Below are 17,744 nucleotides of genomic sequence, written 5' to 3' on the forward strand. Positions count from 1 at the left end.
AGGCAAATTAATCCCTCCTTCTGGTATTTGCTAAGCATATCTATCATTTGATGCCCATAATAGCATATATTTTATCTATATCAAGACTTCTTCGTACTATATGGGCAAGTTTCTCTATTTCGCCCTCTCTGAGGTTTTCATATATTTTGGATTTTTTATAGCTCAGTCCTTTGTTCTGTCTTATTCTGTTTAAAATATATTCTCTAAAATCAACGGCGTCAAAAACACCGTGTATATAAGTTCCAAAAACATTTTGGGCTGTATTCACAGCTCCATCTTTCATATGAACTTTTTTTCTGTTTTTCTCTGTAAATTCAAACAGCGGCCCGGCGTTTATGCCATATTTGCATATTCCCATATGAATTTCATATCCATACACATTCAATTTCTTTTTTTCCAAAGATCCATTTTTATCTATAAACGGGAAATCCATATCACTTACGGCCTTTACTCTAGTAGTGACTTTTTCCCTGTCAAACACAGTTTCTATATCCAGAAGACCTATTCCATCCGCCCCCCCGACGTCAGTTTCCGTCTTATAGGGATCACTTATGGTTTTGCCGAGCATTTGATAGCCGCCACATACTCCTATTACAATTCCAGTTTTGCTGTATTTTTTAATGCAGGATTCAAGACCGCATTTCCTGATTTTAATTAAATCTTCTATGGTATTTTTACTTCCGGGAATTATAAGCAAATCCGGATTCCCAAATTCCTCCACAGAAGTTATGAATCTCACAGAAACATCATCTTCACTTTTAAGGGCATCCAAATCTGTAAAATTAGAAATATGTGGCAGTTTTACTACAGCTATATCTATAGGTGCCGTAACTTTTTTGTTGAATTGCACCGCCGCATCTTCATCTTCCAGTGCCAGGTTAAAATGAGGTATAACTCCCAGGCAGGGTACTTTGATAACATCTTCAAGCATTTTGAGCCCAGGTTTTAATATATCTATGTCTCCCCTAAACTTATTTATTATTGTTCCCTTAACTCTTCTCTTCTCTTCTTCATTAAAAAACAGCATTGTACCTGCAAGAGAGGCAAATACTCCTCCCTTGTCTATATCACCGGCCAAAAGAACGGGAGCATCTGCTATTTCAGCCATACCCATATTCACGATGTCCCTATCCCTTAAATTTATCTCCGCAGGACTTCCTGCACCTTCCATCACTATTATATCAAAATTTTCTTCCAACTTTTTAAAGTGATCTCTAAGCATGTCCCTAAACTCCAGCTTCATATTATGGTATTCCATAGCTGTGCTGTTTCCATATACTTTACCGTTTACTATTATCTGGCACTTTTTATCCGAAGTAGGCTTTAATAGTATCGGATTCATATACGCTTCCGGCTGCAGTCCTGCAGCATAGGCCTGAAGCACTTGGGCACGGCCCATCTCTTTTCCATCCAAAGTTATATAGGAATTCAACGACATATTTTGAGATTTAAATGGACATACTGAATATCCATCCTGTTTAAATATCCTGCAAAGGGCAGAAACAATTATACTTTTACCTACAGAAGAACCCGTACCTTGAATCATAATTTTCGTCACCATAACCACTCCTCTAATACTGTTTTAAGAACAAAAGCGACGAGCTTTAGAGCTCATCGCTTTTAACATAAAAATCCAGTTTACACTAAAAATTTAAACGTAATAAAAGTTTCTTTCCCTCCGAAAGCAAAAACAATTTGTTAGGCAGGTTTTCTGGCTTATGATCCATAACTCACAATCAAATACAGTAGCGGGGGCTGCTGCGGAATCTAACCGCATTCCCTTTTAACCTATAACTATTCAATTATAACTTTAAGTTTATTATACTACACTTTTTATGTCAACCAATTTAGTCATTTAATATTACATTTTATCAAAAAATCATTGTCCTGTATCACCCTGCTGTAAGCATCGTCTCTTATTATGCGATGATCTTCCGAAAACACCAATACACGTCTGAAAAGTCCCTTCACATATTCAAAATCGTGGGTAGAACATATTATAGTTTTTCCAACCCCGTTCAATTTTTTAAACAGATCATTTAAAAACTTTTTACCCTTGGGATCTATTCCGCTCATGGGTTCGTCTAAAACCAGTACCTCTGGATTAAGAGCGAGTACAGAGGCTATGGCGACTCTCTTTTTTTCCCCTCCACTTATATTGTAAGGTTCCTTATTTTCCAGATCCTTTACATTCAGAAGATTCAAACAATCATTCACTCTTTTTTCCACTTCAGCCTCATCCATTCCCATTTGTCTCGGACCAAAGGCCACCTCTTCATATACATTTGAACAAAAAAGCTGTGCATCGGAATTTTGGAACACGAATCCCATTTTCTTATGAAACTTTTTGGAAAAATCACTTTGTTCCAATTTATCTTTGGATATCAGTACATTATTAAAATAATAGTCTCCGCTCGAAGGGAATATTATGCCATTTAACAGTTTTAAAAGAGTTGATTTTCCACTGCCGTTGGCACCTATAAGTGCTATAGAATCTCCCTGTCCTATTTTGAGATTTATATTTTTTAAAACTTCTTCATCCTTATATTTAAAAAATACATTTTTAAGCTCTATCATATCAACCTCATTCCAGTTATGTAAAAATACATACCTATTATAAAAATCCCAGCCGCCGAATATAGAAAATCTGCAAATTTAAATTTGAATTTACTATGAGATACATATTCTCCCGTAAATCCCCTGCATTCCATGGCAGAATACATTTCATCCCCCATTTCCTTGGATTTTAAAAACAGACCTCCCATAAGTTTTGAAATGGAAGAATATTTGTGATTATTCTTTCCCACGGATCTGAGTTTAAGAGAATAAAACATGTCCAAAGCAAACTCTCCCAAAATAAAAATATACCTTAAAGTTATGTCAAAAACCAAAATAAAAATATCCGGTATGAAAAACTTTTTTAAGGCCCTTATCATGTCATGCCATTTGGTAGTATAAGATAGGGTGTTTATAGAAATTATAGTCCCAGCTATCTTTAATATGAGCAAAACACTGTTTCTTACATTACCCATAACCATAGAAGGTATGAGCATTACAACAGTAAACATCGGTACAGCTGCACTCACAATCAATATTTTTTTTATCTCCCCTATATCCAAGAGACTCAATATAAGCAAAAAATATACATCCACCAAAAGTACATAATAAAAGCTCTTGGATAAAGACAAAAATATTATACATAAAATAGTAAAAAATAGTTTTACTATGGGATTCAAACTGTATAAAAGGCTGTTTTCACTTCTGTTGTTTCTTTTAATAAGGGACAAAAGATGTAATATAGAAAAAATGCTTTTATCTATAAATTTATCCTTGTCCTTTGGCGGAATATAATTATCCTTTTTTAAAAGCCAATCCTTCATAATTACACCTGCAATTTCAGATTATAGTTTACTCATGATAAAAATATATCATAACCACAAGTATATTTCAAACGGCCTGTGATCTGTGCTATATACCTTCCATTCCAAAGAAAACATACCACGGTCCCATGGCTATAGCAGTTCCATTTGCCTGTTCCTTCAGGAAAAAATGTTTCAGCTCCTCTTTCTTCAGTGCAATTACCTCTATATCCTCTGCTGCTTCTAAATTCTGTTTGGGGTTCTTATTTTCCTCCAGATTTTCATCTATTTCAACTTTTACCACTCTTATCCTGTCTGTAAGCAGGGCAGCATTGGAATATAGGGAAATACCTACAGATTTGACCCTCCCCGTATAACCTGTTTCCTCTTTTAATTCTCTCAGTGCATTCTCAGGCAAACTGCCCTTTTCCACAAGTCCTGCAGGAAATCCAATAATGTAGTTGTCTATGGCAGGTCTATATTGCTTTATGAGTATATATCTGTTAGATGGAACCATTTTTCCTATTATGACAACTGTATTGGTAGTATTGGTTCTTTCTATGCTTTCCCATTTCAACTGCTCATGACTCTTTCCCTCATAAGTTATCTCATTCAATTTAATCCAATTTCCACTGTAAAGTGTTTTTTGCGATAATTTTCTCAATTATATGCCTCCCAAATTTCTAACTTCTTCTCCAATTATACTAAAACCTTTTTTTATATCCTCTTTACTAACTCTTGAAAAGCCAAGCCTCAAAGTGTCCTGCCCCTTATCATCCACATAAAATATATCTCCTGGAGTAAATATGACATTCTTCCTGCAGCATTTTTCTAAAAGTTGTCTGGAATTTATTCCCTTTAATTTTATAAAAATATGCATCCCTCCTTCACCGAGTATTTCCCTGCTGGGTATATAATTTTTGGCACACTTCAATGCAAATTCATATTTTTCCCTGTATATTCTTCTGGCTTTTTTGATATATTTATTAAAATCCCCGCTTTGCAGATACTCATAGAAAATTGCCTGATCCAGAGAAGAAGTATGTATATTTCTCGCCCTCTTGATACTTTCCAAGTATCCCGTAAGCACCTTATCTGACAATATCCATCCTATCCTTATCCCCGGAAACAGGACTTTTGAAAAACTTCCTATGTATATGACACTATTGCCTTTTCCTGCAATAGCAGCTATCGGAAGCACATGGGCACCTGAATATCTCAGCTCCTCATTAAAACCATCTTCAATTATAGGCACATTGCAGCCTTTAAGTATATTATACAACTTTGCCCTATTCTCTGGAGGCATTACAATGCCCGTAGGATTGTGATAGGAAGGTATGAAATAGGAAATCTTGAATTTTTCTTTCTTTAATTTTTCTTTTAGTTCATTTAGATCTACACCTTTCCTTCCAATCTGCACCCCCTTTATATTGAGTCCATGTAATTTCATAATCTTAATAGCCGTGTTATGGGTGGGATTTTCACACAGTATGCTGTCACCTTTATTTGTAAGACAGGACAGTACCAGATCAAATCCTTCAGTAAAACCATTTGTTATAAGTATATCCTTGCCTTTTATATCCACGCCTTTATTTTCCATATATTTAAGGAGATATTCTATTAAAAGCTTGTATCCCTGGGCATATCCATAATTCAGTATTTTTTTCCCTTCTATAGACATGCGGTTTAAAAAAGATTTCTTAAATTCCTCTATATTAAAAAGATTTTCATCCGGAGCTATACTTTTGAAAGATATCATCCCTCTTTTCCATTTTGTCTCATGTTTGATTATATCCAGTTTCTCCGAAAGTTTCCCATATGCATTTACTTTATTTTCCCAGTCTATATCCCATTTTTCCTGGGTACTTACCTTTACATCTGAGACAAAAGTACCCCTGCCTTTTTTTATGTAAACAAAACCCTCATCCTGTAAAAATTCATAAGCATACATTACTGTGTTTCTGCTTATGTTTAACATTGAGGCCATTTCCCTGGATGAGGGAAGCTTTTCATCTGCCCTGAGCAGTCCCCTCAGTATCATGCCCTTTATGTAATCCCTTATCTGTATATATGCAAATTTGCTGTTCTTGTCTTCTATTTTCATATCAGAGAACATATTAAATTTCACCTCAATTATATTTTACACAATAAACTGCATAAATAAAGGATAATATTCGAAACCACAGTAGAAGAAAAATAGTCACAGCGTGGTTCTTTATTTTACAGGACAAATGTATAGAATAAATAATAAAGAACCAAGTAAAATAATAAATTTCACGGAGGAATCAAAATGAAAATAGGAGTAGTTATGGGTGGAATATCTTCTGAAAGAGAAGTTTCATTAAATTCAGGCAGGGAAATAACAAACTATCTGGATAAAAACAAGTATGAGGTAAAACCTATTGTAATAGATAAAAAGAGTGACGCTTTTGAAAAAACCAGGGACATAGATTTTGCATTTATAGCACTTCACGGAAAATTTGGAGAAGATGGCGTAATACAATCTGTATTTGAAACTATGGACATACCTTATTCAGGCTGCGGTCCTCTGACAAGCAGCATATGTATGGACAAAGATATAAGTAAAAAAATATTTGAATCTACAGGAATCAATACTGCAAAATGGATATGTATTAATTCAACAGATGAAATAGATTATAGATACCTGGATGATATGGGCTATCCTGTAGTTGTAAAGCCAAACTGTGGAGGTTCAAGCGTAGCCACCAGTATAGTAAAAGAAAAAAAATATGTAGAGGATGCCGTAAAATTGGCCCTTGACTATGACAATGAAATAATAATTGAAAAATATATAAAAGGTGATGAAGTGACCTGCTGTATGTTAGACGGCAAGGTGCTCCCCCTCATTTCCATAAGACCAAAATCCGATTTTTTCGATTATACTTCAAAATATGCGGATGGCGGATCAGATGAGATAATAGTTAAACTGGAAAAATCTCTGCAAGACAAAATAGAAAAAATATGTCTTAAATGCTGGAAAGTTCTGAAATGTACCGGCTACGTAAGGGTCGACATGATAGTTAAGGATAATATTCCCTATGTATTGGAATTAAACACTCTTCCAGGTCTTACAAAAAACAGCCTTTTTCCCAAAAGTGCAAACGCAGTAAACATGTCTTTTACGGAATTACTGGATAAAATAATTAAATATTCTCTTAAAAATAAGCAATAATAGTTTTTAAATTTAAAAAATCTCTTTACCAGTCAATCTACGAATTGTGGATTATAGTGATTTAGGTAAGGAGATTTTTTATAAATTTCCTCAATTGTCCGTTGAAATATCGCCTATATCCTTTACTACAAATAAATGTCTGTCAATATTTTTCGCTTTAGTAGAAGCTAAACTTGCTGCATTGATCAATTTATCTATACAGCTCAATATATCAGCCTTTTCATGAAGATTTCTTGCTTTACACCCCGCTATACCTATGGATATTGAAACCAAAATTTTTTCTGAAAAAATATTTCTCCTTACCAGGGATATTATACGATCTGCCAGTGCCTCATTTTCATTTAAGGAATAACAAGTGAGAATGGCAAATTCATCACCTGCATACCTGCAAAAATAAATATTATTGTATGCACTTATATTTTTCTTTAAAATAGAAGCTACTGATTTTAACACCTTGTCTCCATTTATATGGCCATATTTTTTATTTATAAAGCCAAAATTGTCCAAATCCATAAATATAACTGAAATACTCTTATTCTCCTCAATCAGTTTATAGGCATTGTAAAATATGTAATCACTTTTATAAAATCCTGTAAGCAAATCGATGTGCTTCCCCAATTCAATTTTTAAAATTGTCCTTGTAATAAATCCTGTAATTTCACTTTTGTCTTTAACTATCATAATTTCCAGATCATTATTTTGATTGAATATCTCCAATGCCTTCCATATATATGTACTTCCCTTTACACACACATATTTATTTGACATAATATCTGCAACTATTCTATTGGGATGTGCTGTAATCAATTCTTTTTCCGTAACTATGCCAACTAATTCACAGGATTTATAAACCAACAGGCACTCGATATTATCTTCATAAAAATAATGCTGAATGGAATTCACTCCAGAAAGCATATTAACCTTCACAAAATTTTTATCCGATATGCTTAAAACATTCTGTATCATAAATCTATGGATTTACTAACATGCAATGTTACACTAACTTGTGCTTTTATAATCATTGTTTCGTCAGCAATTTTACCTCCTTCCTCTAAAATTATGGAAATTAACTTATCTTTGGGAATTAAATTTATCAAAGATTTCTTAATAACAACCGCCTCTATAAATCTATGTTCTATTTTAATCACTTCATATTGCTCTGGTGAAAGCATGTCTACCATTCTTCTGGCAGCTTCCGGACCAATAGGAGATCTTTTACCAATGATCAGAACATCCTGCATTGGAGGTACTTCAAATTCCGAAAAATACATCGATACTTCCGCTGTCTTTGTACCTTGATTTTTACTTTTCATTAACAACATGTCTCCTTCCTATAATCCACATATAATATTATCATATCTTGTCTAATTCTTCTATAAATTATTTAATGTTTGTCATATTTGCATATAATAAGTCGTATTTTTATTTCATCTACCATTTTAAAACACAGCCCGTTTTATATTCGAATTTATTTTTTATTCTACTTAACTTTTCCCCACCACCCTTCAAATGACCTTCTTTAATTTTTAATTTCACACTCAAATCAAAATTATTAAAAGAGGGATTTTTTTTCAATTCTATTCCCTCCATTTTGCAGAGTTCAACTGCCATTTTTATTATTTCATTCTGATTTGCACTCTCGGACACACTCATGTTCCACCCTGTCAAATCCGATATTCTTTTAACTGTTTTCTCACATTTTTTCCCTATCGCAGGAGTTATGAAAGACAGTTCTATATACTTTTCATCCAAATGAGATTTTATACTCTTTTTATAGGGTTTAAATTCCATATCTTCAAAAAATTCATCGATAAACTGCAAAGCCCTGTTTTGCTCCATAACATCATGTCTGCTTCCTGATTTTACAATTACGGCATTCGCATTCTTGGAAACTAAGTTTTCCTTATATCTAACTGAAATATTTATCCCCGTAATATTCTTGAATTTTTTTTCACTGTCTTCTATCGCGTTGGCAGGTGAGTCTAAAACTACTGTCACCTCATTTTTTTCCAACCTATATGATATTTTTTCGACATTTTTCTGACTGAAAAGTTCCTTTATTACTTTTGAGGCCTCATTTATATTTACCGAGTTGTTTATTTTCACCTGCCATTTGAATTTTTTCTGGAAATCTTTCATTACATTATGTATATCCGCATTTACCACGGCAGGAAAGTCAAAATTCAACACAATTTCCCTGTTCTCATACATATAGCTGGCTTTTTTAAAATTAAATTTACCAAAATAATTATGTACAATCTCTTTCAATTCATTTGGTTTAAGTTCCTTCCTGTCTAATTTTTCCAGTACTTTCCCCTCTTCTTGACATTTAAATAAAAACAGCCTCTTGCTGTCATTTTCAAAATATGGAGAGTAAATTATAATTTTTTGAAAATCCCTGAAAGATTTTTCTAATTTATTACAACCCCTCCATATATAAAAGAGTTCTTCTGCCGTGAATAACCTTTTTCCATAATTTTTGGATATAAATTCCCATAAGCTTCTAACATTGTGTTCATCTAATTCCATGTAGGAATTCATAACCTTGTTTATATATGTTTTACGCTGTCTCCGGGGCTTATGTATATCTATTGCATAGCTGTCGCCGCACTTAGGAGCATATACCCTTCCACTTGTCTCCTCAAAAAGTTCTCTGGAAAAACTTTCCACTACATTTTCATCTCCATGGACAATAAATATGCTTCTGGGATTTAAAAGGTGAATCAACGATTTTATTTCGAGTTTATCACTATGTGCTGAAAGTCCTATTCTCTCGACTTTACATTTTACCTCGATAGTTTTCCCGTTTAAGCACAATTTTTTGTTTTTTTCGTCCTTTAAAAGATCCAGCAATTTTCTCCCGGGTGACTCTTCATCCTGATAGCCTGTTATAACTATATACCCTTTTTGCATGGGAGCTATCTTTTCTGCATAGTACTGACTGTAGCCTCCTGTAAGCATTCCTGAACTCGATATTATCACACAGGGTTCTTCATTTTCCAATATCCTCTCTCTGGTACTATTATCTTTTACGGCCACTATATTGTCATCATAAAAGGGTTCAATTCCCTTTAATATTTTTTTCCCCAGAGAATTTTTAAGGTAAAGTGGATTTAACTTATAAGTTCGATTTATATCCCTTATCATCCCGTCCACATAAACTTTAATATTTTTTAATCTATTTTTGTTCATTGCCTTTTTTACAATGAGTATCACTTCCTGAGCCCTTCCAAGAGCAAAGGCAGGAATAAGCATTTTACCTTTTTCCCTGACACATCTGTCTATTACATCTACAAGCTTTTCTTCCTCTACCTGCCTATTTGAATGCAGCCTGTCACCGTAGGTTGATTCAAAGACTGCCGCATCCGGTCTCAATTTAGGTATTTTAAGACCTTCCACTGTCTTCTGAGAAAACAGGGAAAAATCACCGGAATAAAAAAATGAACCCTCCGGCGTGGTAATATAAACACAGCTGGCTCCCGCTATATGTCCTGCCATATAAAAAGTGAGAACCATATTGTCGAATATGGGAAACTTAACCATATAGTTTATGGGAAACACACGGCTCAACATATTTACAACATCTTTTTCTGCATACAATGGGATTTCTCCCTCCCGGTTGTTCATAATCTTCAAGCTGTCATAGAGCAGAACCTTCATCAAATCCTTGGTCATTTTAGTTGCATATATTCTGGCTTCCGGATATTCCCTGCTTATAATTGGAAGAGAGCCTATATGATCCATATGGGCATGGCTTATTACTATGGCATCTACGCCTCCATTATCCTGAATTAGTTTAAAATCCGGCAGGGCGTCTTTGGAAGAATTTTGTCTTACGCCGCAATCCAGTAATATATTTTTATTGTATATCCTGAGCAGCATGCAGCTTCCACCAATCTCACGAGCTCCTCCCAGAAATGAAATATGCATATCATCCAATTCTCCCTTCTCCTATATTCAATAGCTCATATAAAATAGTTTATACGAAAACGTCATCTTATACAATGCTTAACATAATCAAAATAAGGCATAACCCGGATAAAAAAGTTATACCTTATTTTACAACTATTGATTTACATTAAACAAAGGAAAAATAAAAAACCATTTTCAACAAAGCATCCAAAGTTTCTAAAATACAGCTATTCAGCATGATAAGCCTTCCCTGCCATTCTATAATTATACTTATTTAGTTTAATAAACCAAATTTTTGAAATAATTCATATTATACTCTCTACAGAAATTGGTATCTGGTATACCAAATACTATTGAAATGGTCTTGAGCTTATGTTATACTGATAATGTAGTGTAAGGAGTAATGGTGAAGAAACTTTAAGAAAACATTAATGGGTAGTTTCAGTAACTTTTTTCTTACTTACCACAGGCTGTTTTTTCACTGGTTTTGGTATGCGAGGCAAAACCAGTGACATTATACAGGCGTATAGTGAGAGCACTGCAGCACATGAAAATACTACATTCCATCCATAAGAGCTAGCTAGATATGCTCCGAGACCCCCACCTAAAATAGAGGCTATTCCCTTCCCACTGTACAGAAATCCATAATTTGTGGCAGCATAAGTTGAGCCGAATACATCTGCATTAGTTGGCGGAAACAGTGAGAATAACTGTCCCCAGGTAAACATTATGCACATCATGCAAATCACATAGAATATACTGTTGCTTCCTATGACAGGAAGTATGAATAAAAATACTGCATTTAAACCGAAAGATATGAACATAGTTCGAGGACGTCCTAACTTATCTGAAATCCATCCCCAGAAAACCCTCCCTATTCCATTAGACAAGCTATTTAACATAACTGCTAGTACAATAATTGAAGAAGCTATTCCCATTTCCTTTCCGAAAGGTTTGGTATTAGCTGTAATAATAAGACCGCCTACACTAATAGAAAAAAACATGGACCATATAAGCCAGAAATTAGGAGTTTTAAGCATTTGTGTAGGACTGAACCCAATTTGTAACTGATCTAATTTGGCAATTTCCTCTTTCTTATTGGGCATTTTTGATCCTACAGGATAACGCAAAATCAAAGCTACAACTATAATTACAATGCCCTGTAGTGTTCCAGTAACCAGAAAAGCCTGCATAACTCCACTGCCCTGCAGCAGCCTGTCGATCACAGGTACAAAGGGCATTGAACCAAGGCCAAAAGCACCTGCTATTATACCAGAAGCCATACCTCGCCGATCTGGGAACCAGCGAATCGCCACACTAACACATCCACCATAAACAATGGCTGCTCCAACTCCTGCCATGGCATAAGCAAAATACAGACCGCTTACAGAATTTACCTGTCCCATCATGCTCCATCCAACTCCAATCAACAGACCTGCAATAATAAACATAAGCTTTGATCCAAATCTATCCAGCAGATATCCTCCTGCGGGCTGAACAAATGTTTCAAACATAATAAACAGGGTAAAAGCGTACTGGACAACAGCCAGAGACGATTTTAACTGCGTAACCAAAGGAGTGGTAAATAAGGTCCAGGCATACTGTAGGTTGGCAATCATTATCATAGCAACAACAGCAGCTACAAGTTGAACCCAGCGGTTACCGAGGATTGATCCATATGCATTGACATTTTTAGCTTTCATCTCGTCAATATTGTTCATGCATTATTCCTCCTTAAATTCATATTTAATTTTCAAAGATCTGTTTCCGAACTTTTGCTTATTACCACCTTCTTTCTTTTAATTAGAACCCCGGAGTTATTAAATTGATCCGGGGTAAGGTAAATTGTATATTTTTACTATTATATTTTGATTAAGATTTATTATTCTACCACTGGAGGCACGCTGTATTCTATCCCAACTTCTTTCATGCGTTGATTCGCAAATTTCTGAAGCTTTTCGATATGTTCAGGTTTAAGATGATTGAATCGTCCTTGATACTTTATATATTCACTGACCGGTTTAAATTTAGCAGGTTTATACGTCAACTTATACTTACCATCCACAAGTTCATACAACTGTACCATCCCGGTTTCAACTGCCAGTTTGGCAATCTTAACTGTTTTTTCCGCCGGAAAACTCCATCCTTTCGGGCAGGGTGCATGTATATATAGAAAAGCAGGTCCATCGGCATTACAGGCTTTACGTACTTTATTCATCAAATCAAGCGGATAACCTATTGATGCAGTGCCCAGATATTTTAGTTCAGGATGGCCGTGAGCCATTATCTTGGTGATATCTTTAGGCATAAGTTTTCTACCTTCAGGAACCACCGGACCGGCTGGAGTAAAAGTAGTCCATGCTCCATAAGGCGTAGTTGGAGAAGCTTGAATACCTGTATTGGCATAGGATTCATTGTCATAGCAAATAAATACTATATTATGCCCCCTGTAAAAAGCTGCAGACAGGGACTGCAGTCCTATATCGGCAGTGCTGCCGTCACCGGCCATCACAATGATATTAGGATATTTCGCACTGGTCTTATGCTTACGTATCATAGCTTTAAATGCTGCCGATATTCCAGATGCAACTCCCCCGCCGTTGGTAATCTGTGCATGTATCCACGGAACGGCCCAGGGACCACATCCATAACTGGTATTTGCAACATACATGCAGCCCGTGGGACCGACAAAAATTGTATTTTTCCCTGCTGCCTTGGCTACCAGCCTATACTGCAGTGCGGGACCGCACCCGGCACAAGTACGGTGACCTGGAACATAATATTCCTCTTTCGGGGCTTCCTTAATAGATTTAATCTCTTCTAACACTTGACTTCCTCCCTTCATATCTATAATTCAAATGGCAGCCAGTAACTTTGCTTCTTACTTTTACCAGTATCAACTGCATCTTTCATAATACTGTACATCTTATAGAATTCATCCTGGGTGATCATGGAACCCCCAAGCCCTGCTACAAATCCGATTGTTTCTATTTTCTCATCGTTATTATACAAAGCTGCCCTGACTTCAGTCAGAAGGACACCTGCCCCGCAGGATATTCCAAAATTGACTGAGTTGTCCACCACACCTACCACTTTAAATCTGCTCAAAGCCTCCCGAACTTGTTCAGTTGGGAAAGGTCGCAGTGTACGCAGTCTTACCACACCAACCTTTTCACCTAAATTTCTCAAGTGCTTCGCCACGTTTTTGGCTGTCTCGGCATGTCCTCCCTGAATGAAAATAACTCTTTCTGCACCATCTGTCATATATTCTTCAAGCCATGGATCATATCTGCGTCCAAATATATCCGCAAACTCATCATAGGCCTCATCAAATACATTTCTCACTCCTTCTATGGCCATATGCCTCTGGTACTGAGTTCCGGGTCCCATTTCCGGCTCCATCTGCGGACCTATAATCACAGGATTTTCTGTATCCAGCACATGTCGGTTCTTATAAGGTGGTAAAAATACATCAACTTGCTCCTGCGACGGAACATCAACTTCACCAAGAATATGGGATACAAAATATCCGTCCTGGCAGGCAAATTGTGGTAAAAGTACACGCGGATCTTCACCTATTCGATAATATATGAGACTTAAATCCAAAGCCTCCTGCGGTGTAGAAGCCCATCCTTGAATCCACCCTTGATCCCGACAGCACAATGCATCTGTATGCTCCGAGCCAAAATCACCTGGAGGATCCAGTGTACGGTCTGCAATGGCCATTTGAAGTGGAAGTCTTTCTCCTGAAATTGGAGAATAAACCTCCATGGCATAGGTTACACCTACCCCTGAACTGCCTGTAAAAGCCCTGGCCCCGGCAGCAGAAGCTCCATAAACTACACTGAGCTGTCCATGTTCACCTTCGCCTAAAACGAACTCAGCATCTAGTTCTCCATCCGCCACCATTCTCGCTAATTCCGACATAATTCCGGTATACGGACGGATTGGATACGAGCATATGACATCCACATTGGCCAATTTGATTGCATTGGCCGTTGCCACACATCCTGACATTCTCTTTATATTGCTTTTCATTTTTCAATTCACCTCCCCAATATAAATTCAATCCTTAAAGTCCAGTTCAGGAACTAAGGTAATCGCCCCTACAGGACACATCTCGGCACAAATTCCACATCCCTTGCAGTATTTCAAATTGAAAGTGATAGGACTATCTTTAGTCATAAGATTCACACAAGAATCGGGACAGCTGATCCAGCAGATTTGACACTCTACACATTTTTCTGCATCCAATACAGGTCTCCTGGTGCGCCAATTGCCGGTAACCATACCTTCATTTTCTTTCTGCGGTGAAGGTACAGTACCTGCAAAGGGAATTTTTTCATACGGCACAGCCATTTTTAAATACCTCCTTAAATTTTTTTAACTTCTAAACAGAAGCTTGCTGCATAGTATTTACATCCACGACAATAGCTTGTTTATAAGCCTTCTTTGCAACATCCTTGTTGGCCACAATTTTAAGTAAATTATCGAATTGAACAATTTCAGTACCCTTGACAACAGCAGCAGCTAACGCGGCTCCAATACCCTTTCCAATTCCCGAGGCATCTGTGGCACCTTCAGCTCCGGAAAGAGTGATAACAGATTTTGAAAGACTGTTTGCATCAACTGTAACAATTTTAGAAAGATTTTCTGTGTTTTTTTTGATAAATCCAAATAAATACTTCGGCAAACGCTTTGTGTTTATTACAAGTACAGCCCCCTGTTTTATTCCGCGTAGAATATCCACACCTTTTACAAGAGTTTCTTCTGTAAGAACAACAATATCAGGAGCTTCATTTTCATAAACATATTTGGATTCAATTTCCTGAGGGCTAATTTTTCCATATGCCCTTACCGGGACATAGATACGGTCGGGAAGATCAACATAATTCTCCCATGCCTGAACATATTTTCCCTCCAATGCAGCTGCCTCTGTTAAAGAAACAACTATGTCTCTGGCTTCTTTATTTTCATAAACTCCTCTACCCCAAACTGTAATCTGCATCAGCCCCGGTTCATCAAACAAATTTTGTCTTGACATCTCATTCCATCTTCCTTTCTTTAACGATTTACATTACAACAAATTTCAAGGTCGATACTTTTCTAACCACCCCCCCTAAATCTCTTTTGATTATTTATTTCATAGATGGCCTGATTAAATATATCCTGATTTATCTTGACTCTCAGGCCATTTTTTACTGATGACATAAGAGCTATAAATGAAGCTCTGCGGCACAAGGCAGCCAATTCCGCGCCACTCATTTTATCAGTTTTTTCAGCTAGGTACCTGAAATCTACATCTTCAGACAAGGGTAAACCTCTAGAATGGATTTTTAAAATCGACTCCCGCTCATTGACTTCCGGCAAAGACAATTCTAGGACATATTCAAATCTCCCCTCCCTAAGCAAGACAGGATCAATTAAATCTATTCTATTTGTAGCAGCCAATACTATAATTCCCTGAACTTTTCTCAAGCTGTCAAATTCCATTATAAGCTGACTTACAAATCTGTCCCTTAAACTGTCTGTCCCTAAAGAGCGGGAACGGACAATACCATCCAACTCATCTAAAAACAAGATACAGGGTGCCGTCTGCTTGGCTTTGACAAATACGTCATTCAGGGTTCTTTCCGACTCTCCCATCCAGTGAGAGATAAGTGTAAGACCATTTACACTTATAAAATTTATTTTTACAGAATTCCCAACTGCATCTGCCAATAAAGTTTTTCCCGTACCAGACGGGCCTGTCAGTAAAATACCTTTTGGCGGGGTAAAGGCATATTCTCTACATAAATCAGGGTCATGAAACGGAAGCTCCACTAAAGTCTGCAAAATCTTTTTAGTTTTATCAAGCCCTCCTATGTCCTCCCATTTTACATCTGAAACTTCCGAATAGTACTCCCGGGTAGACGAAGGTTCTGTTTCTTTCAGCGCATCAGTAAAATTGTCCATCGATACCTTAAAAGGAGGAACATTGATACCATCTGCATTCCCTGACAAAACCTTTCTAAGTGATATCATCCCGGCCTCTTTACAAAGTGCCGAAAGATCTGAACCGACAAATCCATAAGTGATTTTAGCCAACTTATCAAGTTTTACATTTTTGTCAAGGGGCATAGAGCTCGTATGAATTTGTAATATTTTAAGCCTTCCTTCCCTATCGGGCGGCATAATTGCAATTTCCCTGTCAAACCTCCTCGGCCGTCTAAGTGCAGGATCCAGAGAATCAGGTATATTTGTGGCACCGATTACAATAACCTGACCTCGATTTTCAAGACCATCCATCAGTGCAAGGAGCTGGGCCACAACTCTTTTTTCAACTTCACCATGAACATCTTCCCTCTTGGGGGCAATGGAATCCAGCTCATCTAAAAAAATTATACTCGGTGCCCGGCTCTTTGCCTCTTTAAATATTTCTCTCAATTTCGCCTCACTTTCCCCATAAAATTTATTCATTATTTCCGGTCCGTTCACATGGGCAAAATAAACTTTTGTTTCAGAAGCAACTGCCCTTGCAATTAAAGTTTTTCCCGTACCCGGCGGTCCATAAAGCAGCACACCCTTAGGCGGTTCAATGCCTAATTTTTTAAACACACCGGGATACTTCAAAGGCAGCTCTACAATTTCCCTTATTTTTTGAACCTGCTCATCCAGCCCCCCTATATCTTCATATGTAATTCTTGATCCATCAACATTAGACTCAGGTTGTACAAAAACAATATCGGTCTCATTATCAACTTTAACCACTCCAGATGGTGCCGTACCATTTACAATAAAACTGCATCTGCCGCTGCCAAAGAGAGTCAGGGATAATTCATCCTCACAGACCATCGGCATGCCTTTTATCAAATTCTTTATCCCAATCTTATTTTCTTGTGTCCAATTGTAGATATCCTCAAGAGGAGAAAGAAGTATTTTACGTGCAATTTTAACTTCAGCTTTACTTATTATAACCTTGCCATTTATACCTACACCAGCATTGTGTCTGATTACACCATCCATCTGAATTAGAGGTTGACCATAAATGTCGCTAAATGCCGGATAGACTTTTGCCGCAGTACTTTTTTCACCTTTTATATTCACAACATCTCCAATATCCGCTCCCAATTGATCCATATTTTCCCTGTTGATTCTAACAATACCCCTGTGGGAATCCTCTATCAGCCCCTCTTTAACCTTCAATTTAACGGAATTAAATTCAGTCATTTTTTAACCCCCTCACAGCTTTAATAAGCTGCAAAATAAACAAAGCTCTTAAACAATAATGGTATACGGTA

The 17,744-nt window shown here is 36.7% G+C and carries 15 protein-coding genes and 1 riboswitch; of the genes, 1 reads left to right on the forward strand and 14 read right to left on the reverse strand.

All coding sequences use genetic code 11. The annotated features are described in order from the left end of the window. Window positions 1-43 precede the first annotated feature (43 nt). From AB8S09_RS08510 to pdxR, 5 genes are all read right to left on the reverse strand, one after another. A complete protein-coding gene (locus AB8S09_RS08510; RefSeq protein ID WP_369868959.1) occupies window positions 44-1,558 on the reverse strand; it encodes a cobyric acid synthase in 1,515 nt (504 codons plus the stop codon). 126 nt (window positions 1,559-1,684) lie between these two features. Beyond that, window positions 1,685-1,827, reverse strand: a riboswitch (cobalamin riboswitch). Between the two features lie 24 nt (window positions 1,828-1,851). Continuing rightward, window positions 1,852-2,577: an energy-coupling factor ABC transporter ATP-binding protein gene (locus AB8S09_RS08515; RefSeq protein ID WP_369868920.1), complete on the reverse strand. Its 726-nt coding sequence runs from the start codon at window positions 2,575-2,577 to the stop codon at window positions 1,852-1,854. Next, a complete protein-coding gene (locus tag AB8S09_RS08520; RefSeq protein ID WP_294180931.1) occupies window positions 2,574-3,380 on the reverse strand; it encodes an energy-coupling factor transporter transmembrane component T family protein in 807 nt (268 codons plus the stop codon). Before AB8S09_RS08520 ends, AB8S09_RS08515 begins: the two co-directional genes overlap by 4 nt. Window positions 3,381-3,468: 88 nt before the next feature. Continuing rightward, a complete protein-coding gene (locus AB8S09_RS08525; RefSeq protein ID WP_294180933.1) occupies window positions 3,469-4,023 on the reverse strand; it encodes an NUDIX domain-containing protein in 555 nt (184 codons plus the stop codon). Continuing rightward, the gene (gene pdxR, locus AB8S09_RS08530) at window positions 4,024-5,475 is read right to left on the reverse strand and encodes a MocR-like pyridoxine biosynthesis transcription factor PdxR (RefSeq protein ID WP_369868921.1); all 1,452 of its coding nucleotides are present in this window, start codon (window positions 5,473-5,475) and stop codon (window positions 4,024-4,026) included. A 174-nt stretch (window positions 5,476-5,649) separates the two neighbouring features. Between pdxR and AB8S09_RS08535 the strand changes: the two genes are divergently transcribed. Further along, the gene (locus AB8S09_RS08535; RefSeq protein WP_369868922.1) at window positions 5,650-6,552 is read left to right on the forward strand and encodes a D-alanine--D-alanine ligase; all 903 of its coding nucleotides are present in this window, start codon (window positions 5,650-5,652) and stop codon (window positions 6,550-6,552) included. Between the two features lie 90 nt (window positions 6,553-6,642). On the opposite strand, the gene AB8S09_RS08540 is transcribed toward AB8S09_RS08535, so the two are convergent. The 9 genes from AB8S09_RS08540 to AB8S09_RS08580 form a co-directional block, all read right to left on the reverse strand. Next, a complete protein-coding gene (locus AB8S09_RS08540; protein WP_294180941.1) occupies window positions 6,643-7,518 on the reverse strand; it encodes a diguanylate cyclase in 876 nt (291 codons plus the stop codon). Next, window positions 7,515-7,865, reverse strand: coding sequence for a hypothetical protein (locus AB8S09_RS08545; RefSeq protein WP_294180942.1), 351 nt, complete (start codon window positions 7,863-7,865; stop codon window positions 7,515-7,517). The genes AB8S09_RS08540 and AB8S09_RS08545 overlap by 4 nt, the downstream gene beginning before the upstream one ends. 118 nt (window positions 7,866-7,983) lie before the next feature. Continuing rightward, on the reverse strand, window positions 7,984-10,482 hold the full coding sequence (locus AB8S09_RS08550; protein WP_369868960.1) for an MBL fold metallo-hydrolase: 2,499 nt from the start codon (window positions 10,480-10,482) through the stop codon (window positions 7,984-7,986). A gap of 410 nt (window positions 10,483-10,892) precedes the next feature. Continuing rightward, window positions 10,893-12,185, reverse strand: a complete 1,293-nt coding sequence (gene oxlT / locus AB8S09_RS08555) for an oxalate/formate MFS antiporter (protein WP_369868923.1) — start codon at window positions 12,183-12,185, stop codon at window positions 10,893-10,895. 161 nt (window positions 12,186-12,346) lie between these two features. Next, the gene (locus AB8S09_RS08560; RefSeq protein WP_369868924.1) at window positions 12,347-13,291 is read right to left on the reverse strand and encodes an oxalate oxidoreductase subunit beta; all 945 of its coding nucleotides are present in this window, start codon (window positions 13,289-13,291) and stop codon (window positions 12,347-12,349) included. Window positions 13,292-13,311: 20 nt separating this feature from the next. Then, a complete protein-coding gene (locus AB8S09_RS08565; protein ID WP_369868925.1) occupies window positions 13,312-14,502 on the reverse strand; it encodes an oxalate oxidoreductase subunit alpha in 1,191 nt (396 codons plus the stop codon). A gap of 27 nt (window positions 14,503-14,529) precedes the next feature. Continuing rightward, complete coding sequence (locus AB8S09_RS08570) at window positions 14,530-14,823, reverse strand: 4Fe-4S binding protein (RefSeq protein WP_369868926.1); 294 nt, start codon at window positions 14,821-14,823, stop codon at window positions 14,530-14,532. 31 nt (window positions 14,824-14,854) lie between these two features. Further along, on the reverse strand, window positions 14,855-15,508 hold the full coding sequence (locus AB8S09_RS08575; protein ID WP_369868927.1) for an oxalate oxidoreductase subunit delta: 654 nt from the start codon (window positions 15,506-15,508) through the stop codon (window positions 14,855-14,857). A gap of 62 nt (window positions 15,509-15,570) precedes the next feature. Next, complete coding sequence (locus AB8S09_RS08580; RefSeq protein WP_369868928.1) at window positions 15,571-17,673, reverse strand: AAA family ATPase; 2,103 nt, start codon at window positions 17,671-17,673, stop codon at window positions 15,571-15,573. Between the last annotated feature and the right edge of the window lie 71 nt (window positions 17,674-17,744).

It is taken from the genome of Clostridium lapidicellarium (assembly GCF_041224415.1).
GTDB lineage: Bacteria > Bacillota > Clostridia > Clostridiales > Clostridiaceae > Clostridium_B > Clostridium_B lapidicellarium.

Excerpts from the sequence above, each read along its gene's own strand:
- AB8S09_RS08515 (WP_369868920.1), bottom strand. The coding sequence starts at position 2,577 with ATGATAGAGCTTAAAAATGTATTTTTTAAATATAAGGATGAAGAAGTT.
- AB8S09_RS08520 (WP_294180931.1), bottom strand. The coding sequence starts at position 3,380 with ATGAAGGATTGGCTTTTAAAAAAGGATAATTATATTCCGCCAAAGGAC.
- pdxR (WP_369868921.1), bottom strand. The coding sequence starts at position 5,475 with ATGTTCTCTGATATGAAAATAGAAGACAAGAACAGCAAATTTGCATAT.
- AB8S09_RS08535 (WP_369868922.1), top strand. The coding sequence starts at position 5,650 with ATGAAAATAGGAGTAGTTATGGGTGGAATATCTTCTGAAAGAGAAGTT.
- AB8S09_RS08540 (WP_294180941.1), bottom strand. The coding sequence starts at position 7,518 with ATGATACAGAATGTTTTAAGCATATCGGATAAAAATTTTGTGAAGGTT.
- AB8S09_RS08545 (WP_294180942.1), bottom strand. The coding sequence starts at position 7,865 with ATGAAAAGTAAAAATCAAGGTACAAAGACAGCGGAAGTATCGATGTAT.
- AB8S09_RS08550 (WP_369868960.1), bottom strand. The coding sequence starts at position 10,482 with ATGCATATTTCATTTCTGGGAGGAGCTCGTGAGATTGGTGGAAGCTGC.
- oxlT (WP_369868923.1), bottom strand. The coding sequence starts at position 12,185 with ATGAACAATATTGACGAGATGAAAGCTAAAAATGTCAATGCATATGGA.
- AB8S09_RS08565 (WP_369868925.1), bottom strand. The coding sequence starts at position 14,502 with ATGAAAAGCAATATAAAGAGAATGTCAGGATGTGTGGCAACGGCCAAT.
- AB8S09_RS08570 (WP_369868926.1), bottom strand. The coding sequence starts at position 14,823 with ATGGCTGTGCCGTATGAAAAAATTCCCTTTGCAGGTACTGTACCTTCA.
- AB8S09_RS08575 (WP_369868927.1), bottom strand. The coding sequence starts at position 15,508 with ATGTCAAGACAAAATTTGTTTGATGAACCGGGGCTGATGCAGATTACA.
- AB8S09_RS08580 (WP_369868928.1), bottom strand. The coding sequence starts at position 17,673 with ATGACTGAATTTAATTCCGTTAAATTGAAGGTTAAAGAGGGGCTGATA.